Genomic DNA, 22,099 nt, shown 5'->3' on the forward strand with positions numbered 1-22,099 from the left:
CGATAGATCATAAATTGCTTTTAACAGCAGATATTTAAACATGCGGATAGGTGGAACTGCATTACGTCCGTTATCAAGACAATATTTATCAATTAACTCTTCATAAATAAATCCGAAGTTTACGAGTTCTTTTATCTGTCGGAGAAGATTATTCCTGGGAACCACCAATTCATATATTTTCATGTAGGAACTTAATACTAATTTTTGTTGTTGATCTACCATAAAAACACCGCCTTTATTTGATACATACATTATATCAAAAATAGACGGTAATATCTACTTTTTCAGTGCCCTCGAGAAAACCAGCTTTGTATCAATAAACTGCATCCCGGAAAGAGAAGGGGGTGGACCATGGCAGGCGTTTGGAAGGCGTATAGCAGATCTGAGCATTTACTTACCTTGCCGGAGTGTTTTTTGGCGGATAGTATTCGACTGGCTCCCATCGAATACTAAGCGGGCAGTGAGCTGCGAAATGCATCAGGATTTCGGAGCGAATGCCCGCGTGCCGCCAAAAAGGGCTCCGGGAAGGTTAGAAAATGCCAGTTCTGCGGTAAGCCTTCCAAACGCCTGCCATGGTCCGCCCCCTTCTCTTTCCGCACACTACTTCAATCTACAAAGCGTCCCCCTTACTCAGCAAAACCCCAATTTAAACTAAACTAGTGCGCAGCAGTACTAATGGCTGTATTTCACAATCAGCAGTTCTACACTCATAACATCATTCATCTGCCCTGTCTTAACCGCCTCTTCCGCCTCCACACAATCATTTACTGCCTCTTTCAGCCGATCCAGTGTAAAGGATTCAGCCTGCCGCACATAATTTCTGGCAATAAAACTCTGAAGCCCTATCTTAGGTGCTAATGCCTGGGTATCAAATCCCTGATTTCGCAGTTCTTTCACCTGCATCAGCAAATTAAACTGTCTTGTAATCAGAAATAATATTCTCATAGGCGGCTCTTTTAAAGCCAACAGGTCATAATATAAATCCAGAGCCTTTTTCTGTCTCTTTTCCGCAATGGCATTAATCATGTCAAATATCTTGTTAACCGTCCTTGTAGTACATATCGTCTCAACATCCTCTGCCGTGATCACATCACGCCCCATGGTATAACAGACCAGCTTTTCCAGTTCCCTTTGAATATTCTCCATGTCTGTCCCGGTTTTCTCCATAAACAAATGCATGGTAGCCTCTGTAATATTTCTATGCTCTTTTTTAAGCGCACCAAGGATCCATCTGGTCAATGTCTTCTCGTCCTGTCTTCCAAGCTCTACTACTCTTCCTGCACTCTTAACAGCCTTATAGACCTTTCCCCGCTTATCAACCTCATTTTCCACAAATACCATACAGGTTGACTCCGGAATCTGAGGAATATACTCTGCCATCTGAACATTTGCATTTTTAAAGAAACCGCTGTTTTCAATTAATATAAACCGCTTGTCTGCAAAAAAAGGCATGGTCTCAGCCTGATCTATCACTGACCGCACATCAATGCTCTTTCCTTCATAAGAAGTAACATTCATCGTATCCCCTTCCGGTATCAGGGCATCCTTTAGTTTATTCTTATAGAGATTCTTTAAGTATGTCTCTTCACCAAAGAGAAGGTAAGCCTTCTTAAATTCTCCTTTATTTAAATCTTCCAGTAAACTTTTCATAGATATGTAACCATCCTAACTTTCATCATTTTCTTATTATAAAAGAAATGAAGATAGAATTCAACTATTCTTTCTGTTCTGACAACAGGGAATGTCTTTCCCTTACACAGCTCATAGATTGCTTCCCGCATATAGATCTCATGATCTGCATAGTCACTACAATTCTGTTTCTCTTCTCCTTAAAAGCTCCGCACGGCACGTATCCATCGTTGCATCATCTAATTTATATTTTTTCAATAATACGATACAAATCAGTAATGGAATAACCGGAAACGCAAATCGCATAATATTGATTCCCATTAGTGTTGCTGCTGACTGTGTTTCCGCCTGTGGCACATAGCCGATACATGATAAGAATAACCCGGCAAATCCACTGGCGATTGCCATACCCAGTTTTGTTACAAAAGAATTCAACGAGAAAATAACACCATCAATTCTCACATTCGTCTTCCATTCTGTATAATCACCCGCATCTGCAATCATGCTTGTCAATGTTACAGTTGGTATACTGATTACAATACCGTAAACAACCAATAAAATCATTAAAATAATTAAGTTTTTTCCTAATAACAGCATTAATAAGCTTGCTACAACACCAATAATAATACTAGCAACTGTTGCTTTCATTCTGCCAAAATGTTTTGCAAATCCAACTGCGAAGAACATACCTACAACCGTTGCTCCCATCGATACGAACATCAATACTGAAATTAGATTCGGTTTTCCCAGATAATACGTCAAATAATATACATTTACAGAACTGATGATGTATGTTGTTAAGTAAGTGCAGAAACTTGCTACGAGCAATAACTGTACATGCTTATTAGCCTTCAGTATTCCAAACATTTCTTTGATAGAAGTCTTTTCCTTTGAAATATTTGTCGTTTCTTTATTTGTTGCAAATGTAATCCAAGCAAATATAATTCCTATTATCCCAAAAATTAAAGCAAGTCTTGAATATCCTAATTTTGTATTTGCAAGTTCAACACCACCACCAAGTTTTGCCACTAACGGATAGGTAAATGTACCTACCAGCAGATAAGCGATAAATGTAAATGTTCTCTGTGATGTTATCAATTTGTTTCGTTCGTTTGGATCATTCGAAATAGCAGGAATCATTCCCCATAAAGGAACATCGTATGCCGTGAATGCCATCCCTGCCAATGTATATGTAACAGTGGCCCATACAATCTTCCCAGTCATACTGTCAAATGACGGGGTTGTAAATGTAAGCCAATAAAAAATGCACATAAAAACTGGAACAATCAACAGATAAGGTCTATAACGACCCAATTTCGTATTGGTCCGATCAACGATTGTTCCCATCATCGGATCATTTACTGCATCCCAAACTCGTGTCAACATCAATATCATTCCGGCAACGCCTGCTGAAATTCCAAACACATCCGTGAAGAACACAAGTAGAAATGTTGAAATCAATCCTCCTGCCAAATCTTTTCCCAAACTGCCCATACCATAAGTTAATACCTGATACTTTTTTATCTTATTGTTCATTGTTTTTCCCTTCCTTAATATAACTTATTTACTTTTACCTTTTTCTTTATTTCAATGGGTGTGAGATAAATTTTCCAAGGTCTAGTATTCTTTATTTCTTTACTTTATGAGCTTTTTGGATTACTATAACTATAACATGTTCCCAAAATATAATTATCAAAAATGCTTCATTTTATATAACATTTGTGCTATGGAGGAAATTATGTACGATTATTCATCTTTAGAATCTCATCAAACACAGACTGTCTATCGCTGTGCCAAAGATTTTTATACCGCATCAAACACAGCAGAAGATTCCGGCACGCTGTATTTAGAAGACTTCTGTAGTGCCGATTTTGCTATTTCCGGTTCATTTCATGTTCATCCACCTTTTTTATGTAGCCAGAATGCACGGACAAATTTATTTTACCCTGAATTCTTTGCCATTTTTGACATGGATGAAAACTATTACACCAAAAGAAAAAATGTAAATTCATACGAAATCTGCTACACGTTAGATGGCGAAGGATTTCTGGAATATAAAAACAGAAAATACATATTAAAAAAGGGGGAGGGATTTTTTATAGACTGTACTCTTCCACATCATTACAAAACACATGGGAAAAGCTGGAAAACTACTGTATTTCATTTTAACGGACCACAGGCAAATAACTTCTTTGAACACTTTATACAGAACGATAATGTGAAGTTTTCATCTGTCTCCTGTCCTAACTTTGAATTGTATCAGTCAAATATTTTAAAATCTATAAATAAAATTGTACCCTACGCTGAATATCAGACCTCCTGTCTTTTTACACTTTTGCTCACGGATCTTTTGAATTCAGATCTGTCTTTTATGGAACAGAAAAAGGTGCAGTCTGATATTATGAAAAATATTGTAGAATATATTAAAGAAAACTATGGCGAAAATATTCAATTTGAACAGCTTAGTTCTGATTTTGGTTTCAGTCGATCGCATTTTTCCAGAGAATTCAAAAGATATATGGGATTTTCACCAAAAGAATATCTGCTGCAATATAGAATTCATCAGGCAAAAATTCTATTAAACGGAACGAATCTGGCAATCAGTGAAATCGGTTATCGTGTTGGTTTTCATGACGAATCACATTTTATTCAGATTTTCAAACAAAAAGAGGGGATAACCCCTCTTAAATTCAGAAATAACTATTTGATATAAAAACTAATTGATATAATAACTATTGGTATGCGCAGGAAAAATCATGCTTTCCTGCTGACACTCCACAAACACTGCCATCCGGCATATAAATCTGCGCAGTTTCCGGTACTTCTACATGAAGAAGAAATCTATCCGATTCAATTTTCCATGAAGATACCACTTTTCCCTTGCATGTCTGGATACTGGCATTTGCAAACTGCAGACTGCCTCCCGGAAGTGGCTTAATTTTAATTAGTTCAAATCCCGGCTTTAATGGTTTAATTCCTGCTACTGTATTAAATAACCACGCTACGACACTACCCGGTGCATAATGATTCATGGAATCTCTCGGTACATTTTTTTCATCTTTTCCGATCCAGTTTTCCCATATCGTTGTTGCGCCTTTTGTAACTGCGTACAGCCAACCCGGTTGTTTTGTATTTTCCAGCATTTTGTATGCAGTCTCTATATACCCGTATTCTGTCAAAATAGGAAGTATGCTTGCCGTCGTCAGAAAGCCTGTTCCGATTTTGTATTCATTTGCAATTATTTTTTTATTTAGATCTTTTACGATGGTTCTTTTTTCACTTTCTGTCACAAGATCCAATGCAACCGGTCTTACAAAACGGCACTGTCTATCAGAAACTACATGCCCATTCTTCAGAAATTCTTTTTGATAAGCCTCACATATATTTCTATATAGCTCATCATATTTTCTCTCGTCATCTTCTTTATGAAGTATGCCTGCAATCTTCGACAATATTTTCGCTGAATATCCAAAATATGCCGTTGCAACCTCTTCATCCGGATGTTCAATTGCAGTCTTCACATCCTCAATCATAACACTTCCCGGTTCAAGCCATTCTCCAAAATGAAATCCTGTGTCGATGATAAATTTGCGATGTCTTTCGGTTCTATTTTTATTAGCATCATGAATTTCAAGCGCTCTCTTTTGGTTAAAGTCCACTAAGCATCTGATGGAATCATAATACTTTTCCAAAATCTCTTTTTCACCATAAAACTGATATAAAGTCCAAGGTAATGTGTAGATGACATCCTGCCAGCCTGCTGAGCCATACGCCTCATCCATTAATCCAAAGTCTGGAACCATATATGAGACAGCGCCATCTTCTCTTTGCTCCAGCCTCACGTCTTCTAGCCATTTCAGTATAAATTTCTTCGGATCAGATAAATAACACGCACTTTCTCCAAATATAGAAATGTCTCCGGTCCATCCGGTTCTCTCTCTCGTAGGACAATCTGTTGGAATATCAACAAAATTGCTCCTTTGACTCCATTTTACATTTTCTACCAGTCTATTAATCCATTCATTTGAACATTCAAATTCACCATTCACACGAATATCTGAATAAACTGCAATCGCTTCAAAATTTTCGGCCTTTACTTCTTCCGGCCAATTTTCAAGCTTTACGTATTGAAAACCACAATGTGCAAATGTAGGCTTATATTCCTGATATCCTTCTTTTAATTTATAATCAATCATTTGTCCAAAAGGCTGGTCCATTTCATCTGACCCTTCCGGCTCAAGATTTTTTAATGTGAAATTGCCATTTTCATCAAGCGTCTCTCCATGAACCAAACGTACCTTATGATTTTCAGGTCCTTTCACCTTGAATTTTACATATCCTGAAAGATTTTGTCCAAAGTCCAAAACCGTATTTCCATCCGGTGTCTGAATAACTGTCGGCCAAAAATGTTCCTGTTCCAACACACGTTCACCTTCGGACGGAACTAATTCTCCGTTGTATTCTCCACAACAGACTCCATGCCATAAGCTGTCATCATAATCTATATCTTTCCAATTATGCATTTCCCGTGTTGCATCATATTCCTCACCTGTTTTCAGATCGTTTTTACGTATCGGACCATCCTGCGTTGCTTTCCAACTACAGTCTGACTTTATTTCCTGTTTTGTTCCATCCTTATACTCAATCTGCAGAAAACAAAAAAATTTAATTTTTTTGCCATAATAGTAGATCTTCTCTGCCAAACCCACGCGACCTCGATACCAGCCATCTCCTATTTCTGCACAAATCACATTTTTACCTAATTGTAGCTGCTCCGTCACATCATACTTTTGATATTGCAATCTTTTTGAGTAATCTGTCAGTCCGGGCAGCAATATCTGATTGTCTACTTCTTTTCCGTTCAAGAATGCCTTATACACTCCACAAGCGGTTGTATATAGCACTGCTTTTTGCACACTCTTCTCTAACATAAAACATTTTCGTACATAAGAAGCATTTTGCCGCTCTTCTGTAGAAATCAACAGTTCTGGTTCCAGAAACATCTTATTCCATGATTTCATAAATATTTTCCCTTCATTTTTATTTCAATCCTGAAGGCTCATTTTGTAAATTTATCCACCCATTTGATTGCATTATACAATATATTCACGGAGCATACTGTTTCATTTTCGCCTATTTTTATAACTTTTGTGCTTTTATTTTGGACCATTCCCTCCTTATCTGCCTGTTCCTTTCTGGCAGGGATGTCGTCCTGCGCATGGTTTTCACACTTAACATGTCCGAAAGCTTTACTACTGGCTTTATTTGCGTCCTCCTTACCTTTGGGCGGGATATGGAACGTGAAAAAGAGCAGGGGAATTTCCCCTACCCTTGCAATGCTTCCTTTTTCAGTTCCCTTTTCCGCTTCGTCATTAATCCTCCGATGCGTCCGGTTTCTTTTGCTGATAAGGTCTTCCACCCGGATTCTAATACCTTATCCAATAATCCAAGTTCCTCTGCAATTTCATATTTTAATTCTTCCTCTGGCGTCAAGTTATCTAACTCAATTGGTTTTTCTTTTTTCTTTGACATAAATTAAGCCATACCCCTTTCTGTTTTATCAGGAGTATGGCCTGTTTCATTACTTTTATTCAATTCTTTTCATTAACTTTTTAATATTCATCCGGTATAATAATGGCTGCAACAATGTAAATTATAATTCCTGTAGTTGTACATCCAAGCAATACCATCAGCAAACGGATGATTGTTGGATCTACTTTAAAATATTCTCCGATTCCGCCACATACGCCGCAAATCCAACGATTACCTTTTGATTTATATAATTTTCTGGGTTCCATACTGAATTCCTCCTTATATTAACAATATTTATTATTATGCGCTAATCTGTTCTTTCATATATTAATAATTAACCTCTATGCTTCCAACACCACATTCAATCTTCATTTCTTTATCTGCGCCATTGTCAATCTTTTTATCATTGTCTAATGTGGAATAGCTTTCACCATCTATATTGACATTACCAATGCCACAGTCAATATCATAATCAAAATCTTCTGCTTTTCCGGTCAGGTTCATACTGATTCTGCCTACACCGCAATTCAGATCGGCATCACCTGTTATTGTCCCGTCTAATGACATACTGCCAACTCCACAGTCAATGGAAACTTTTTTACCTTCAAAATCAGATACCTCTAAACGTCCAACTCCCACTTCAAAATCCGCTTCCTTGAATACACTCTTATTGGGAATCCGAAGCGTCACTTCTGCCGTCTCGAAATTTGCCCCTATGTTAAAGGAATGATTACTTTCTTCCTTAATTACCAGCGTGCTTCCTTCTTTTTTACACTGAAACCCTTCCGGCACGTTTCTGGCTTCTAACTGGAATTCATCTCCATCATATGATTCTACTACCATATCCACAACGCCGATGTCAATCTTAAGTTTATCGATATCCCGAAAAGTTTCGTCCATATCCTTTACTTTCTGATTGCCTTTATCGCCCCAGAAAAAATTATGATTTGAAGAATTCCATCCCCATCCGTATTTAGAAGGAAAAGATACATTGCTCAGATCACTGAAACTTACTCCCAGGCTTACTGCCACGATGCAAAATGCCAGGCCCAGTGCTGCTAATACTCCGCTGATAATTAAGCAGACCTTTGTAAATGTTTTCATAATTAACCTCTCCTCCTTCTAAATAATCTGCCGCAGAGACTTGTTATTCCACGAAGCATCCAGGGTACCACTCTTCCAACTACCCAGAAAGCCAGCAGCAGTAAAAGCAATCCAACTGCCAGAGCAAGTAATCCGAGTCCTCCAAGCAGAAAACCGATAGGCGGCGCTACAAACATTTTTGCAATACCAACTCCCACTAATACCACACCGGTTACAAAACATGCGAAGGTTCCAGCAATTACTGCTACACCTACACCAAACAGAACTCCTAAAATTCCCATTACCAGTCCAAACCCTGCTGCCAGAATCGGTATCCCAACCGGCACTGCAAATATACAAAGCAGCACAATCAATATAATCTTACCTGTACCAAATCCTTTTTGCTCTTTTCCGCGTTCATCCTCATATCCGTAGCCCTGTGTACTTCCACCATAGGACTGGCGGTCATAACTCTGTCTGTTATATCCTGTTCCATTCTGAGAATTGCTGCTCTGATATCCGCCGCTGTTCTGATAACTGCTGCCACTCTGATATCCGTTACTGCTCTGATATCCGCTATCTCCGGACTGGGTTTCCTGCTCATCTTTTTGATATCCGCCTCTGGGTTCCGGCACCTTATTATTTTCACGAAAACGGTCATCCTGATAGCCGCTTTCCGTGTATTCACCTGCTTCATCATCTGATCCGTTTAACCCGTCTTTAATCATTGCTGCTACCTTTTCCGGACTGCCCAGAGTAGCAATTACATTTACTTCTTCCGACTCTCCTGCATCCTCAAAATAATCCTGGTAATACGCAAGAGCCTCTTCTCTCTCACTGTCAGGTACATCCTGCAGCAAGTATTCTAATTGTTTCATATACTCTTCGCGATTCATTCCTATGCCCTCCCTGTAAATATCTTCGTAATATTTGAAGAATATTGCTTCCATTCTGTCTTATACAGATTCAGCTGTACGGTACCTTTTTCTGTGATTTTGTAATACCGTCTGTTTCTTCCTCCGCATTCCATATCATATACTTCCAGACAATCATCTTTTTGCAGTCGTCTAAGTACCGGGTATAAAGTTGATTCCGAAACATCCAGAGCACTTCGCACATCCTGGGTAATTCGGTATCCATATGTTCCTTCCGGTTCCTTTGATACAACAGCAAGTACGATTGCATCCAGCAGGGCCGCGCCTGTGTTAAATACCATGCCATCAACTCCTTCGTTGTTATTTGATAAACAATACTATTTAAGTTCTTATATTATTTTTATCTCAATACTATATGGTGTATAGTATTGCTTTGTGACTATATTATATGACATATAATATTGGTTTGTCAATAACTATTTTTAAAAAAAATAAAAAAATCCACAAATGCCCAAAACGCGGAACATTCGTGGATATTTTACCTCTATTTACTTGTAATACTCCCAATATTCTTAATCAAAACCGAAATACTCCCATCCGGATTTGTAATAAACTCAACAGCATTTTTATTATTATACTCTTCCATTGGAATCTTAATTTCAATCCCGGTATCGGTCATGAGATGCTGCTTTCCAAATTTTTTAGTAGTATTTGGATTTTGGGGAGCAACCGGTTCGCTGGTTAGATTATACTTCTCCATCTTTTCCTGCACTTCTTCTTTTAATTCGGCTTTCTCCTTAAAAATCTTATCCATTACCACCGGAATATCCAGGCTGCCTTTTTCCGCCAGTTCCTGGTTGATGATACTCTTTGTCTCCATCTGGACTTCAAATTGTTCGGATTCATTGTAATATTTCTTCTGAACATCCTCAACCACCCTTGCCACTATCGCCAGCTTAGTTTTGGAAGATAATGTTCCTTTACACCCCAGAAACAAAGAAGAAAAATAATTGGTTTTCACTCCATTAACGTCGTATTTCTTTTCAATTAAAGAAATAGCAAAGTCCTCCATATTGATGACTGCTGCTTCTGTGAGCTTTTGTGTTTCCCCCGGAAGAATTGCCTTTTGTTTGATAATATCATTATTATTACCCCAGGGATCTTCGTTTGTCATATGGGTATAAGAGGTTTTATAATTCATTTTCAACAGCGCCAGATATGGGTGCTGCTCTATTGTATATGTAACCACCATCAAGTCAGCTGGTGGAATTTCAATATTCTGATTCATAATCGTATATAAAAGCTTTCCGATCTCCTGGGAGATTAAGACGAAATTCTCGTCGTCCCATTCTTTTAAAAGTTCATATACTTTTGATTCATCTTTCATAAAACTACAGTTTTTAATTTCATCTCCGGTTATAATACGATGGATATGGCTTCTCAAAAAATCACCCAGATCGGATCCATGATCCAGTACTGCATCTGATAAAACCGGCATTCCAATGGTAGAATCCATAATATGAACAATCGCATTCGTTATCCGGATATCTTCTTTTTCCATAATACACTCCTGTTTTTTATTTCGATAATAGCTTTATAACTTACGGGATTTACGATAGCAGAAAGCGCTGATTAAGGCACCAAGTACCACACCCCCGAGAATCATAACTGCACAATGAAGGAAAAAAGTATCCGGTAAAATTGTAATTACCGGATCTTTAACCGGATCGAATATCCAATAGTCATTGTTAAAAAAGATGTGGTGAAACGTCACAAATGCCTTATCCCAATTTGCTGCAATAAATATTCCAAGTACAGCCGGCACCGCAACTGTAAGGATTCCGGCAATTTTCAGGAAACCGAATTCTTTTCTTTTACGTTTCCATATAGTGCCGGCAATTCCCAAAATCAGGGCTACGATCCCGATAACTTCAAAAGCTACGAAGATTCGTTTTACTTCTACAAAATGAATCCTTCCGGGTTCAGACATTGCCAGGGTTGGGAAATTCAGCTCACTTTTTCCAGGCAGGACATTATAATCGATCAATGCATCGTAATTTTCCTTTATTTCCTCTTTTGGTAAGCCTGACATCTCGCTGATATTCAGATGGTCAATGTCAAAATAATACAATGGCCTGAAATTCAATGTCAGTATTACCGAACAAGAGATAATAAATAACATATAAATCAATGCCAGTACCCAGTTGCTTACGGTTTTTTTCATATTATCTTCTTTCCTCCAGCACGCGTTTTTCTATATCAAATCGTGTCTGAAAATGCAGCACTATCCTGCAAAATAAGCTTTGATAATCTCCAGTGTCTGTTCTAACTCAGGCTTTGTATGAGCCGCTGATAAAAACATTGCTTCAAACTGTGAAGGTGCAAGATAAATACCATGCCCCATCATATATTTACAATAACGGGCAAATTCTGCCGTATCCGATGTTTTAGCAGAAGCATAATTATCTACCGGATTCTCTGTAAAAAATACACATCCAAGCGAACCTACGTGATTGATCGTACAGTTTGCATTGGTTTCTTTTAATATATTGTCAATTTCTGCATAGAACCAATCACCCATGGCATTTAAATTCGTATAAATTTCCGGATGATCCTTTAAGATGTGAAGCTGTGCCAGTCCTGCTGCCATTGCCACCGGATTTCCGCTCAATGTTCCCGCCTGATAGACAGCTCCTACAGGTGAAACCATTTCCATAATTTCTTTTCTTCCGCCATATGCTCCAACCGGCATACCGGCACCTATGATTTTTCCAAATGTTGTCAGATCCGGCTTTACCCCGAAGAATCCCTGTGCCCCATCCAGCGCAAGACGGAAACCGGTGATGACTTCATCAAAAATCAAAAGGCTGCCATATTTATCACACAGTTCGCGAAGGCCTTTAAGAAATCCTTCTGATGGGGGTACAACGCCCATATTGGCTCCTACCGGTTCCACAATGATAGCAGCAATATCTTTACCCATCTCCTGGAATAAAGCATTTACGCTTTCCAAATCATTATAAATTGCAGAAAGAGTATCTTCCGTGCATCCTGCCGGAACACCCGCACTGTCCGGAACACCGCTTGTCATGACCCCGGATCCTGCTTTTACCAGCATAGCATCAGAATGTCCATGATAGCATCCCATAAACTTTACAATTTTATTTCGGCCGGTGTATCCTCTTGCTGTACGAACTGTACTCATTACGGCTTCTGTCCCCGAGTTTACCATACGCACCATTTCAATCGAAGGCACAATCTCGCAGATCAGTTCTGCCATTTCTACTTCCTTGCGGGTTGCAGCACCAAAACTCAAACCATCCTTACAGGCATCCAGAACACTTTTCAGAATTTCCGGGTGATTATGTCCCAGGATCATTGGTCCCCAGGAACAAACGTAATCCAGATACTTGTTGCCATCTACATCTGTCATATATGCACCGTCTGCACGCTCAATAAATCGTGGTGCCTCCCCGATAGAACCGAATGCCCGCACAGGGCTGTTCACTCCGCCCGGAATAAAATTTACGGCTTCATTAAAAAGAGATTCTGATTTTGTCATTAGCCTATTCTCCCTTCATCCATCATTTTCGCCAGTTCCTTAGCAAAATATGTAATATAAATATCACTTCCTGCACGATACGCGCTGACTGCCATCTCCTGGATAATCTTTTCTTCATCGATAAATCCCATTTTAGCAGCAGCCTTTACCATTGCATACTCCCCGCTGACACTGTAACTTGCTACCGGTACATTCACTATTTTAGAAACTTCCGATATCATGTCCAGATAAGACATTGCAGGTTTTACCATAATAATATCCGCACCTTCCTCTATATCCAGAAGCGCTTCCTTGATTCCTTCTTTCCGGTTATGGAAATCCATCTGGTATGTTTTGCGGTCACCAAAAGATGGAGCAGAACCGGCTGCATCCCGGAACGGCCCATAAAATGCAGAGGCATACTTTACCGCATATGACATTATGGGGGTATTCAGGTGCCCGGCTCGATCCAGCATTTCACGTATGGCACGCACCCTTCCATCCATCATGTCTGAAGGCGCTACCATATCGGCTCCTGCTTCAACATGGGACAGCGCTGTATCTGCCAAAAGCTTAAGCGTTGCATCGTTATCCACATCCTGCCCCCGGAGAACACCGCAGTGGCCATGGGAAGTATATTCACACATACAGACATCTGTGATCAGATACATATCAGGAAAGTTTTTCCTGGCTTCCCGCAGCGCCCTCTGCACAATCCCATTTTCATCATAGGCTCCACTTCCCACTTCATCTTTTTCATCCGGGATGCCAAAGAACATCACACTTTTTACCCCGGCATTATTCAATCGTTCCAGTTGAAAATTCATACGGTCCACACTATAGCGATACTGTCCTTCCATGGAGGGAATTTCTTCTTCTATCTGTTCCCCTTCCCGTATAAAGATCGGATAAACCAAGGATGATTTATCCATCCTGGTTTCGCGCACCATCTTTCTTAATACTTCATTTCCTCTGATTCTTCTTGGCCTGATTAACATATCCATTTTATAATCTCTTCTTTCTGATTTATAAATATTGATGCAATACGGTATTTTTTAAACACGCTCTGTCGAACAAAGCTCTTCCAGACACTCCACTACACTGTCCATTGTTGCCATTCTGGCTACTGCAGTCTGCATCCCAAGTTCAGCTGCAGCTGCCGCGGTCTGCTTTCCAATACATACTGCCTTTACCTTGGTGTAATCGATATTTTTGACCGCCTGAGAAAATCCTCTGACCGTTGACGCACTGGTGAAGACTGCATAGTCTATATTACCCTGCTTAAATTCTTTTTGTTCATCGATCAGTTCCTGGGTTTCATAAACCGTGTCATAGGTTGCCACATCCTGAATCTGAACTCCTTTTACCGTTTTTAACTCAGCCAGTAATTCCTGACTGCCCATTCTGGCTCTTGGTATCAGAATTTTCTCTGTTCCGGTACATTCTTTTGCCAAGGCAGCTCCCAGCGTTTTTCCATCATAGATTTCCGGCATGAGGTCTGCATAAAAGCCCCGGTCTTCAAGTGCTTTTCCGGTTCCCTGCCCGATAACTGCAATTTTCGTCTCTGCCAGACTTCGGATATCTATCTTTTCTTCCTTTAATTTGTCAAAAAACACCTGTACTCCGGTAGGACTGGTAAAAACCACCCATTGATACTGCTTCATGTCCCGAAGACATTTTTTCAGTTTCTCATTTGTACGGACAGGTTCCGTGCGTATAGCAGGAAGTTCTAATACCTCTGCTCCTTTTTTACGAAGTTTCTCGCTCATAACAGACATTAGCTGCTTTGGCCTCGTTACCAGAATCTTATTGCCTGCCAGCGGAAGATCTTCGAACCAGGAAAATTCGTCTGCCAATGCACATACTTTGCCTACTACTATAATTGCAGGCGTTTCGATTCCCTGAAGCTCTACTTCTTTCTCCAGATCAGCTACCGTAGCTACAATCCGTTTTTGTCTGGCAGTAGTTCCCTTTTGTAAAATAGCCGCCGGCATATCCCCATTCATTCCGGCATCCATAAGCCCCCGGCAAATATCTCCCAGAGAACTTACTCCCATGAGAAATACCAAAGTTCCCCTGGTTCTTACCAGTGCTTCAAAGTCTATATCATATGGCTGCCCCTGTCGTTTATGACCTGTAATAATATGTAACGAGGAACAAAAATCTCTATGGGTTACTGGAATTCCATTATATGCAGGAACCGACAATGCACTTGTAACACCAGGAACCACTTCATATGGAATGCCATTCTTTTTCAGCAATTCCAGTTCTTCTCCGCCCCGTCCAAATAAAAAGGGATCTCCCCCCTTCAGTCTTACAACCTTTTTTCCGCCTAATGCCTCTTTTACCAAAACCTGATTTATTTCTTCCTGAGGCATGGTATGACGATTTGCACGTTTACCAACGTCGATCAGTTTTGCAGATGAGGGTATCATCCCCAGCACACCCTGTCCAACCAGTGCATCGTATACGACTACCTCCGCCTCTTCTAATACCCGTTTTCCTTTTATTGTAAATAATCCCGGGTCGGATGGCCCTGCGCCAACCAGCCAAACTTTTCCTGCCATATCAGTTGCCTTCCTTTCTGTATTGCTCCCGCAATTCCCTTGCCAAAGCTGCTCCCGCTTTCGCGGCATTTGAGACAGTCTCTACTTTGCTGCCCTTGAGATAAGTATTTGATTCTTCATCATAATAAAGCCCTATCAGGGTAATTTTTCCTTCTTTTACAACTGCATGTGCTGCTACCGGAGAACTGCATCCCCCGTTTAATTCTCTTACAAAAGCCCGTTCTGCCTCTGCTGCGTAACCGGCTTGTTCATCTGCATAATCTTTTAAAAATCCGTAGTCTTCTCCGGCTCTTCCCTGAATTGCCAGGATCCCCTGACCTGCTGCAGGCATCATCTCCTCCGGCTCAAAATACCGGCTGATACGCTCTTCCAATCCCAGCCTCTTAAGACCGGCTGCTGCCAGAAGAAGTGCACTGTATTCTCCATCATCCAGTTTTTTCAGGCGCGTCAGAACATTCCCACGTACGGTCTTAAACTGCGCATTTGGAAATATTTCTTTCATCTGCAGGATTCTGCGCAGGCTGGAACATCCTATCGGAAGAGAAGAATCCCACTGCGCAGCGCCTTTTGGCAGTACCAGCACATCTCTTGGATCTTCCCTTTTCGAATAAGCTACGATTGGCAGTTCATCCGGCACTTCCATCGGCATGTCTTTTAAACTGTGAACAGACATATCACTTCTTCGATCCAAAAGCGCTTTGTCCAGTTCTTTTACGAATAAACCTTTGCCGCCGATTTTATCCAGGGTTTTATCCAGAATAATATCCCCCGTGGTCTTCATCGTCAGCATTTCCACTTCTATTTCCGGATGGTTATTTTTGATATGCTCCATAACCATCTCCGTCTGTATTACAGCAAGCCTGCTCTCCCTGCTGCCGATACATATACTTCTGCCCATATTACTTTCCCCTCTAGCTTTCATATACTTTATTTAATCCTTCCACACATTCCCGGAAGGTTTCTTTACTGACTTCATCCCGCAGTCCGAACATCATTTTATTCACCACTTTCCCTGCCGCAGACTCAATGCTTTCCTGTAAACTAGTCTGAATATCCCGCTCCACCGGCAGATCTTTTAAAATCTTCTGGATGCGTAGCTTCAAATCAATTACGGCACTGTTCCTGATATCCTGAATTTTGGGAATCATGTCCCTGCATTCATACCATTCAAAAAATTCATTGATCTGACCCTGCAGAATCATTCTGGCATCTTCGATATTCTTTTTTAATTTCTCATTCTGCATATCTATATGAAAATAATCAATATCATATAACTTTATATGGGGAAGCTCTCTGGCTGACGGCTCAATATCCCTTGGTACTGCCAGATCAATCAGCACCATATCATGACAGACGTCCGCCTCCCTGACACAATGTTCTTTTAGTGTATAGTTAGGACTTGCTGTTGCGCTGACGACATAGTCACACTCTCCAAACAGGGACATACGTTCTCCGTAATCAATTCTCCTGCAGCCATGTGGAATTTCTACGATACCGCTGCGATACTGCCTTACGGTAACCGTTACATCAGCACCTTCCTGACACATTACCGTGGCCGTCAGCTTTCCCATCTCGCCATTCCCAATGACCATGCATTTCTTACCACGAAATGTATATCCTTCCTTTTTCAATACTTCTATCGCCTGATGAATCACGGATTGGTTAGCAGTAGACATCGTCACATTGGTTTTCACCTTTTTTGCTGCTGTAACCGCCATGCGGAACAATATTTCAAGGACATTATCGGTGGCATAGTGTTCTCTGGCAAAAGAAAGCGCATCCTTTACCTGGGTTATGATCTGGTCTTCGCCTAAAATTTTGGATTTCAGCCCGCAGGATACCTCGAACAAATGCCGTACCGCCTCCTCTTCCCGACGCTCCACAAAGTATTCCCGGTACAACTCCTTAGGCACCTGGCGTATCTCACACAAAATCTCATACAAAGAACCTTTAAAATCTTCCAGGCAGCTCACCCATAATTCCATTCGGTTACAGGTAGAAATAATAATACTCCCCTGTATGCCTTCAATTTTTTTCAGTTCCCCGAAAGCCTGGGCGGTACTCTTTTTTGTAAAAGAAAAAATTGTCCGTACATCCAATACTGCCCTGCTGTGGTCAATACCTATCATCTGAATCCCCATAAAACATTCCTCAACATTCTTTTTCTTAAGTCTTTCATACTAATTTTCTAACAATTTGTAATTGAATAGTAACAATCTTTAATCATCATAGCACAACATTTTACAAAATCAAACAATAAATTTAAAAATATACAATCCATTCCGTACCTTTTTCTATATAAAACAGGATACAAAATCCCGTAAAATTCCTCATGGATAAATAGCCGTACAGGAAAACCGGTACGGCCACTTTTTCTTAACCGCCTATCATAAAAATGATAGACATTTGATTCATCGCTTGTCCCTCCCTTCTGACTTTCAAAATACAGCGGTTATATTTAAGAAAAGCACATCCTGATTTATGAATTAACATACATGCATACAAATATTGTTTTAGAATTGAATTCAATTTTGGCAAATTGGAAATATTCGTAGAGAAATCTACTTGATTTATGATCTTTGACTGCCCTGTGGGCAGGTGATTCGTGGTGTAGGATATGGTTTCTTTCCGCTTGTGGCTTATTATATCACATATTTTTCATAATTGCAATAGTTTTATTTTTATACATCTCATATTGCATATTTATTGTTTGTTCTGCGGTATGTTGCTTTTAAGCAGACATATATCGGTGCATAACCATACAACAAAAAGTGGCAGACATTTTCTGCGTAGCTTCATCGTATTTTTTCTTCATTTTACTGGCTTTATCTGCCGGAAAAGTCAAGATATTTTATTGACTTTTATAACTGTACATGGTAAAATTTTGTCATAATTGAATATCGACAGGTGCTGCTTTATAAGCAGAGAATAGGAAAGTCGGGTGAAATGCCCGCACGGTCGCGCCGCTGTATAGGAATAGTATTCGTTCATAATGTCACTGTTAGAGAATGGGAAGACGAACTGATATGTTAACGCCTGAGTCAGAAGACCTGCCTGCGATAAGAGATTTACACATAGTTACGAACGATGGCTAGGTGTGCCCAGATTATTTTGTCGATGTCCATAGATATCTATGCCCGTCTTCAAGATTTTCTGACCATACGCCTATCTTCTAAACTAATTTGAAGATCAGGCGATTTTTTTATGTAGGAGGAAAGAAGAATGAGTTTGAAACAAAGAAAACTGGTTGTTTTAGCCGGCGCATTTGCATTAGCTTTTGGTATTGCTCCTGTTGCTAATGCAATGCACATTATGGAGGGGTACCTCGCACCTACATACTGTATTATCTGGGGTGTGTTATGTGTTCCTTTTTTAGTAGCAGGATTTTTTTCCATTAAAAAAACCCTTGCTGAACACCGCAAAGTGTTAGTAATCCTTGCGATTGCAGGCGCATTTGCATTTGTATTATCATCTTTAAAGATTCCATCCGTAACAGGAAGCAGTTCTCATCCAACCGGAACAGGACTGGGAGCTATCTTATTTGGACCAAGCGCTATGAGTATCATTGGTATCATCGTCTTATTATTCCAGGCGATTCTGCTGGCACATGGCGGCCTTACCACATTAGGTGCCAATACTTTTTCCATGGCAATCGCAGGTCCTTTCCTGGCATTTGGTATCTACAAACTGTGCCGGAAGTTTAACGTAAATAAATTGGTATCCGTATTCCTGGCAGCATGCCTTGGAGATTTATTTACTTATATGATTACATCCTTCCAGCTGGCAATTGCGTACCCTTCGGAGGTTGGCGGATTTATGGCTTCCCTTACGAAGTTCATGGGTATTTTCGCTGTTACTCAGGTTCCACTTGCTATTATCGAAGGTATTATTACAGCTGTCGTTATGATTGGTCTGGAATCTTATGCCAAATCTGAATTAACAGATCTTGGTTATTTCAAAGGAGGTGTGGTTAATGGGCGGTAAAGGAAAAACAGTCATTATCCTGCTTTTAATCTGTGTATTGATCGCCGTAGTACCTCTGGCATTAAATAAGGACTCAGAATTCGGCGGTGCTGATGGCGCTGCTGAAGAAGCAATCACTCAGATTGACCCTAATTATCAGCCTTGGGCATCTCCTCTTTTAGAGCCACCGGGCGGAGAAACAGAAAGTCTTCTCTTCTGTCTGCAGGCTGCTCTTGGCGCAGGTGTATTCGGTTATTGCATCGGTATGCTGCGTGAACGCACAAAGCATGCAAAAAAAGAAGAAGAGAGCAAAGGAACTTTGAGTAAAGCAAAAAAGGCCAAAGCTTAAATTACTGGGTTCTCCTAAATACTACATATTGGGAAGGTTAATAAAATGATTATCATCGATAAGCTATGTTATACTTCAAAATTAAGGTACACAAATGCTTCAGTTAAAACAGCTCTTGCAATAATTACACTTCTGTTTTGTGTAATAGATCGTTCGATTGCACTTTCTGTCTGCATTTTATTTGCAATGGGATATCTCACCATACACGTTGGCGGGATATCCCCTTCCCATTATATCAGGCTGATGCGAATACCGCTTATCTTTTTATTTTTAAGCACCATCGCCATTATTATCAACTTTTCAAAAACCCCACTCTCAGCATTTGCTATTCCGGTGGGGAATATCTTTATCACAAGCAGCCGGTCTTCCCTGCTATTTGCGGCACAGTTGATTCTTACTGCTTTGGCAAGTGTTTCCTGTTTGTATTTTTTATCCCTTTCCACACCCATTACAGACATTCTGACGGTTTTTCGTAAAATCCATTGTCCTGAACTATTAATAGAGCTGATGCTGCTCATTTACCGGTTTATTTTCGTATTATTAGATATTGCCGATTCCCTGACCTGTGCACAGCGCTCCCGTCTTGGAAATGTAAATTTAAAAACATCCTGCAGATCTATGGGCAACCTGATCTCAGCATTATTTATCCGTGCTTTCAAAAAATCTTCCTTTTTATTTGATGCAATGGAGTCCCGCTGTTATGACGGTACAATCCATGTACTGGAAGAAAATTATCCTGCAAAGAAAAAACATATTATTTATTTGATCGTATTTGAACTGACTTTGATTATCATATCCGTGATACTGCGTATCTGCGGATTACATATATAGAGGAGAAAACTTATGAATGATATTATCCTTAAAGCTGAAAACGTATGTTATGCCTATGAAGATGGCAATCAGGCATTGAAAGGAATCAACCTGGAAATACGAAAAGGAAGAAAAATCGCATTTATGGGGGCAAATGGTTCCGGTAAATCCACTTTTTTTCTGTGTCTGAACGGCATACACCGCCCGCAAAGCGGAACAATGTACTTCTATGGATCGCCCTATGACTACAGCCGCAAAGGCCTGTTAAGTCTTCGAAGTAAGGTAGGCATCGTATTTCAGGATCCGGATAATCAGCTGTTCTCCGCCAGCGTATACCAGGAAATTTCTTTTGGCATCCTGAATCTAGGTGTTGATGAGCAAACCGCTAAAAAAGAAGTGGAAGAAGTTATTGACCACCTTGAGATCACCCCTTTTCGCAGCAAGCCTACCCATGCGTTAAGCGGCGGTCAGAAAAAACAGGTTTCGATTGCAGACATTCTGGTTATGCACCCGGATGTTATTATATTTGACGAACCGGCTGCTGCACTTGACCCCAAACATACGACTCTGGTTAACCAGATCATCGATAAATTAACCAATCAGGGAATTACGGTCATTATTTCCACCCACGATGTGGATTTTGCACTAAAATGGGCTGATGACGTGGTGTTGTTTAAAGATGGTACTGTTTATATGGAAGGCGCTCCGGAAGAAGTCTTCGTCAATAAATCCATCCTTCACCAGACGAATCTGGAACAGCCGGCTGCAATTCAGCTATTTGAAAGCCTATGTAAGAAGGGAGTTCTTCTCCCCTCTCTCCCACTGCCAAAAAGCCTATCCACACTGGAAGGCTATATTGAAAAAATAAGTACAAAACCACACTATGGAGGAACGAAATTGGAAGACACGAACAAAAAACAGGCAATTCTGGTAGTTAGCTTCGGAACCAGCTATGATGAAACCAGGAAAGTAACCATTGATGCTATTGAAAATTCTATCCAGGCTGCTTTTCCGGAATTTAAAATTTACCGTGCCTGGACAAGTAAAATGATTTTAGCGAAGATTAAAAAAAGGGATGGCATCCACATCAACAATGTAAAAGAAGCCATGGAACAGATGAAAGCAGACGGGATTACCGATGTTGTCGTTCAGCCCACTCATGTAATCAACGGAATTGAAAATGATCTGATGCAGGAAGATGCTCTGTCTTACCAGGAATCATTTCATTCCATACGGTTTGGGAATCCGCTTCTTACTACAGAAGAAGATAATCAGACTGTGATACAGGCGATTGCAGGCGAATTCTCTTCTCTTTCCGAAGACGAAGTACTGGTTATGATGGGACACGGAACAACACATTATGCCAATGCTATCTATGCCGCTCTGGATTATGCATTTAAGGATTATGGACATCAAAATATATACCTGGGTACTGTGGAAGCCTATCCTTCCATGTCTTCTATCTTAAAAATGATTGCGGCAAAGAGACCGAAAAAAGTTGTTTTGGCACCATTCATGATCGTGGCAGGTGATCATGCCAGAAATGATATGGCAGGTGATGATCCTGAATCCTGGTACTGCCAGTTAAAAGAAGCCGGCTATACCGTTGAATGTGTATTAAAAGGCCTGGGCGAATATGCAAGTATCCGGGATTTATTTATCAATCATATTATGATGACTTTAAATGAAAAATAGACAAGGTACAATTTGGGTTTAGCTGATTAAGACGCTTTGTAGATGTAGGTAGTGT

21 protein-coding genes, 1 pseudogene and 1 riboswitch are annotated in these 22,099 nt (G+C 40.2%); of the genes and pseudogenes, 6 read left to right on the forward strand and 16 right to left on the reverse strand.

The window, feature by feature from the left end; translation table 11 throughout:
- The 3 genes from QR40_RS20420 to QR40_RS20430 all read right to left on the reverse strand — a co-directional run.
- On the reverse strand, nucleotides 1-222 hold a 222-nt coding region (locus QR40_RS20420; protein ID WP_044296587.1), incomplete at its 3' end, for a transposase.
- A gap of 450 nt (nucleotides 223-672) precedes the next feature.
- Complete coding sequence (gene holA / locus QR40_RS20425; RefSeq protein ID WP_027296966.1) at nucleotides 673-1,650, reverse strand: DNA polymerase III subunit delta; 978 nt, start codon at nucleotides 1,648-1,650, stop codon at nucleotides 673-675.
- 156 nt (nucleotides 1,651-1,806) lie between these two features.
- Nucleotides 1,807-3,165, reverse strand: coding sequence for an MFS transporter (locus QR40_RS20430; protein WP_044296588.1), 1,359 nt, complete (start codon nucleotides 3,163-3,165; stop codon nucleotides 1,807-1,809).
- A gap of 202 nt (nucleotides 3,166-3,367) precedes the next feature.
- On the opposite strand from QR40_RS20430, the gene QR40_RS20435 reads away from it, so the two are divergent.
- On the forward strand, nucleotides 3,368-4,342 hold the full coding sequence (locus QR40_RS20435; protein WP_027296964.1) for an AraC family transcriptional regulator: 975 nt from the start codon (nucleotides 3,368-3,370) through the stop codon (nucleotides 4,340-4,342).
- A gap of 19 nt (nucleotides 4,343-4,361) precedes the next feature.
- Here QR40_RS20435 and QR40_RS20440 read toward each other — a convergent pair whose 3' ends face one another.
- The 13 genes from QR40_RS20440 to hemA form a co-directional block, all read right to left on the reverse strand.
- Nucleotides 4,362-6,650: an alpha-L-rhamnosidase gene (locus tag QR40_RS20440; RefSeq protein ID WP_052430968.1), complete on the reverse strand. Its 2,289-nt coding sequence runs from the start codon at nucleotides 6,648-6,650 to the stop codon at nucleotides 4,362-4,364.
- Nucleotides 6,651-6,954: 304 nt separating this feature from the next.
- Complete coding sequence (locus QR40_RS20445; RefSeq protein WP_044296589.1) at nucleotides 6,955-7,161, reverse strand: small, acid-soluble spore protein, alpha/beta type; 207 nt, start codon at nucleotides 7,159-7,161, stop codon at nucleotides 6,955-6,957.
- Nucleotides 7,162-7,241: 80 nt separating this feature from the next.
- Nucleotides 7,242-7,427 (reverse strand): PspC domain-containing protein, encoded by a 186-nt coding sequence (locus QR40_RS20450; RefSeq protein ID WP_027296962.1) that lies wholly within the window; start codon nucleotides 7,425-7,427, stop codon nucleotides 7,242-7,244.
- Nucleotides 7,428-7,488: 61 nt separating this feature from the next.
- Complete coding sequence (locus QR40_RS30110; protein ID WP_027296961.1) at nucleotides 7,489-8,265, reverse strand: DUF4097 family beta strand repeat-containing protein; 777 nt, start codon at nucleotides 8,263-8,265, stop codon at nucleotides 7,489-7,491.
- A gap of 2 nt (nucleotides 8,266-8,267) precedes the next feature.
- The gene (locus tag QR40_RS20460) at nucleotides 8,268-9,140 is read right to left on the reverse strand and encodes a DUF1700 domain-containing protein (RefSeq protein WP_027296960.1); all 873 of its coding nucleotides are present in this window, start codon (nucleotides 9,138-9,140) and stop codon (nucleotides 8,268-8,270) included.
- Nucleotides 9,141-9,142: 2 nt separating this feature from the next.
- Entirely contained in the window at nucleotides 9,143-9,460 is a 318-nt protein-coding gene (locus tag QR40_RS20465) for a PadR family transcriptional regulator (RefSeq protein WP_027296959.1), read from the reverse strand.
- Nucleotides 9,461-9,663: 203 nt separating this feature from the next.
- Entirely contained in the window at nucleotides 9,664-10,680 is a 1,017-nt protein-coding gene (locus QR40_RS20470) for a nucleoid-associated protein (RefSeq protein WP_044296590.1), read from the reverse strand.
- A 33-nt stretch (nucleotides 10,681-10,713) separates the two neighbouring features.
- Nucleotides 10,714-11,343: a TIGR01906 family membrane protein gene (locus QR40_RS20475; RefSeq protein ID WP_044296591.1), complete on the reverse strand. Its 630-nt coding sequence runs from the start codon at nucleotides 11,341-11,343 to the stop codon at nucleotides 10,714-10,716.
- 60 nt (nucleotides 11,344-11,403) lie between these two features.
- Complete coding sequence (gene hemL, locus QR40_RS20480; RefSeq protein ID WP_044296592.1) at nucleotides 11,404-12,681, reverse strand: glutamate-1-semialdehyde 2,1-aminomutase; 1,278 nt, start codon at nucleotides 12,679-12,681, stop codon at nucleotides 11,404-11,406.
- Nucleotides 12,681-13,664, reverse strand: a complete 984-nt coding sequence (gene hemB / locus QR40_RS20485) for a porphobilinogen synthase (protein ID WP_081999002.1) — start codon at nucleotides 13,662-13,664, stop codon at nucleotides 12,681-12,683. Before hemB ends, hemL begins: the two co-directional genes overlap by 1 nt.
- A 51-nt stretch (nucleotides 13,665-13,715) precedes the next feature.
- Entirely contained in the window at nucleotides 13,716-15,227 is a 1,512-nt protein-coding gene (gene cobA, locus QR40_RS20490) for a uroporphyrinogen-III C-methyltransferase (RefSeq protein WP_044296593.1), read from the reverse strand.
- A 1-nt stretch (nucleotide 15,228) separates the two neighbouring features.
- Nucleotides 15,229-16,125 carry a hydroxymethylbilane synthase gene (gene hemC, locus QR40_RS20495; RefSeq protein ID WP_044296594.1) on the reverse strand — a complete coding sequence of 299 codons (897 nt, stop codon included), beginning with the start codon at nucleotides 16,123-16,125 and terminating at the stop codon, nucleotides 15,229-15,231.
- Between the two features lie 13 nt (nucleotides 16,126-16,138).
- Nucleotides 16,139-17,368 (reverse strand): glutamyl-tRNA reductase, encoded by a 1,230-nt coding sequence (gene hemA / locus QR40_RS20500; RefSeq protein ID WP_027296941.1) that lies wholly within the window; start codon nucleotides 17,366-17,368, stop codon nucleotides 16,139-16,141.
- 746 nt (nucleotides 17,369-18,114) lie between these two features.
- Nucleotides 18,115-18,299, forward strand: a riboswitch (cobalamin riboswitch).
- A gap of 150 nt (nucleotides 18,300-18,449) precedes the next feature.
- Here hemA and QR40_RS20505 point away from each other — a divergent pair.
- The 5 genes and pseudogenes from QR40_RS20505 to QR40_RS33295 all read left to right on the forward strand — a co-directional run bounded on the left by QR40_RS20505 (nucleotide 18,450) and on the right by QR40_RS33295 (nucleotide 22,044).
- Nucleotides 18,450-19,211: an energy-coupling factor ABC transporter permease gene (locus tag QR40_RS20505; RefSeq protein WP_027296940.1), complete on the forward strand. Its 762-nt coding sequence runs from the start codon at nucleotides 18,450-18,452 to the stop codon at nucleotides 19,209-19,211.
- Nucleotides 19,201-19,539: an energy-coupling factor ABC transporter substrate-binding protein gene (locus tag QR40_RS20510; RefSeq protein ID WP_044289789.1), complete on the forward strand. Its 339-nt coding sequence runs from the start codon at nucleotides 19,201-19,203 to the stop codon at nucleotides 19,537-19,539. The genes QR40_RS20505 and QR40_RS20510 overlap by 11 nt, the downstream gene beginning before the upstream one ends.
- 45 nt (nucleotides 19,540-19,584) lie before the next feature.
- Nucleotides 19,585-20,370 carry a cobalt ECF transporter T component CbiQ gene (cbiQ, locus tag QR40_RS20515; RefSeq protein WP_044296595.1) on the forward strand — a complete coding sequence of 262 codons (786 nt, stop codon included), beginning with the start codon at nucleotides 19,585-19,587 and terminating at the stop codon, nucleotides 20,368-20,370.
- A gap of 12 nt (nucleotides 20,371-20,382) precedes the next feature.
- Nucleotides 20,383-20,982: pseudogene (locus QR40_RS33290) on the forward strand (energy-coupling factor ABC transporter ATP-binding protein); the annotation flags it as partial.
- A gap of 264 nt (nucleotides 20,983-21,246) precedes the next feature.
- Nucleotides 21,247-22,044 carry a sirohydrochlorin cobaltochelatase gene (locus tag QR40_RS33295; protein WP_044290518.1) on the forward strand — a complete coding sequence of 266 codons (798 nt, stop codon included), beginning with the start codon at nucleotides 21,247-21,249 and terminating at the stop codon, nucleotides 22,042-22,044.
- The last annotated feature ends 55 nt before the right edge of the window (nucleotides 22,045-22,099 follow it).

It is taken from the genome of Robinsoniella peoriensis (genome assembly GCF_000797495.1).
In the GTDB taxonomy this organism is placed as follows: domain Bacteria; phylum Bacillota; class Clostridia; order Lachnospirales; family Lachnospiraceae; genus Robinsoniella; species Robinsoniella peoriensis.

Coding starts and splice junctions, on each gene's coding strand:
- QR40_RS20475 (WP_044296591.1), bottom strand. CDS start 11,343: ATGAAAAAAACCGTAAGCAACTGGGTACTGGCATTGATTTATATGTTA.
- holA (WP_027296966.1), bottom strand. CDS start 1,650: ATGAAAAGTTTACTGGAAGATTTAAATAAAGGAGAATTTAAGAAGGCT.
- hemL (WP_044296592.1), bottom strand. CDS start 12,681: ATGACAAAATCAGAATCTCTTTTTAATGAAGCCGTAAATTTTATTCCG.
- QR40_RS20450 (WP_027296962.1), bottom strand. CDS start 7,427: ATGGAACCCAGAAAATTATATAAATCAAAAGGTAATCGTTGGATTTGC.
- QR40_RS20465 (WP_027296959.1), bottom strand. CDS start 9,460: ATGGTATTTAACACAGGCGCGGCCCTGCTGGATGCAATCGTACTTGCT.
- QR40_RS20510 (WP_044289789.1), top strand. CDS start 19,201: ATGGGCGGTAAAGGAAAAACAGTCATTATCCTGCTTTTAATCTGTGTA.
- hemC (WP_044296594.1), bottom strand. CDS start 16,125: ATGGGCAGAAGTATATGTATCGGCAGCAGGGAGAGCAGGCTTGCTGTA.
- QR40_RS20445 (WP_044296589.1), bottom strand. CDS start 7,161: ATGTCAAAGAAAAAAGAAAAACCAATTGAGTTAGATAACTTGACGCCA.
- hemA (WP_027296941.1), bottom strand. CDS start 17,368: ATGGGGATTCAGATGATAGGTATTGACCACAGCAGGGCAGTATTGGAT.
- cbiQ (WP_044296595.1), top strand. CDS start 19,585: ATGATTATCATCGATAAGCTATGTTATACTTCAAAATTAAGGTACACA.
- QR40_RS20430 (WP_044296588.1), bottom strand. CDS start 3,165: ATGAACAATAAGATAAAAAAGTATCAGGTATTAACTTATGGTATGGGC.
- QR40_RS20435 (WP_027296964.1), top strand. CDS start 3,368: ATGTACGATTATTCATCTTTAGAATCTCATCAAACACAGACTGTCTAT.
- QR40_RS20440 (WP_052430968.1), bottom strand. CDS start 6,650: ATGAAATCATGGAATAAGATGTTTCTGGAACCAGAACTGTTGATTTCT.
- QR40_RS20505 (WP_027296940.1), top strand. CDS start 18,450: ATGAGTTTGAAACAAAGAAAACTGGTTGTTTTAGCCGGCGCATTTGCA.
- QR40_RS20470 (WP_044296590.1), bottom strand. CDS start 10,680: ATGGAAAAAGAAGATATCCGGATAACGAATGCGATTGTTCATATTATG.
- QR40_RS30110 (WP_027296961.1), bottom strand. CDS start 8,265: ATGAAAACATTTACAAAGGTCTGCTTAATTATCAGCGGAGTATTAGCA.
- cobA (WP_044296593.1), bottom strand. CDS start 15,227: ATGGCAGGAAAAGTTTGGCTGGTTGGCGCAGGGCCATCCGACCCGGGA.
- QR40_RS20460 (WP_027296960.1), bottom strand. CDS start 9,140: ATGAATCGCGAAGAGTATATGAAACAATTAGAATACTTGCTGCAGGAT.
- hemB (WP_081999002.1), bottom strand. CDS start 13,664: ATGGATATGTTAATCAGGCCAAGAAGAATCAGAGGAAATGAAGTATTA.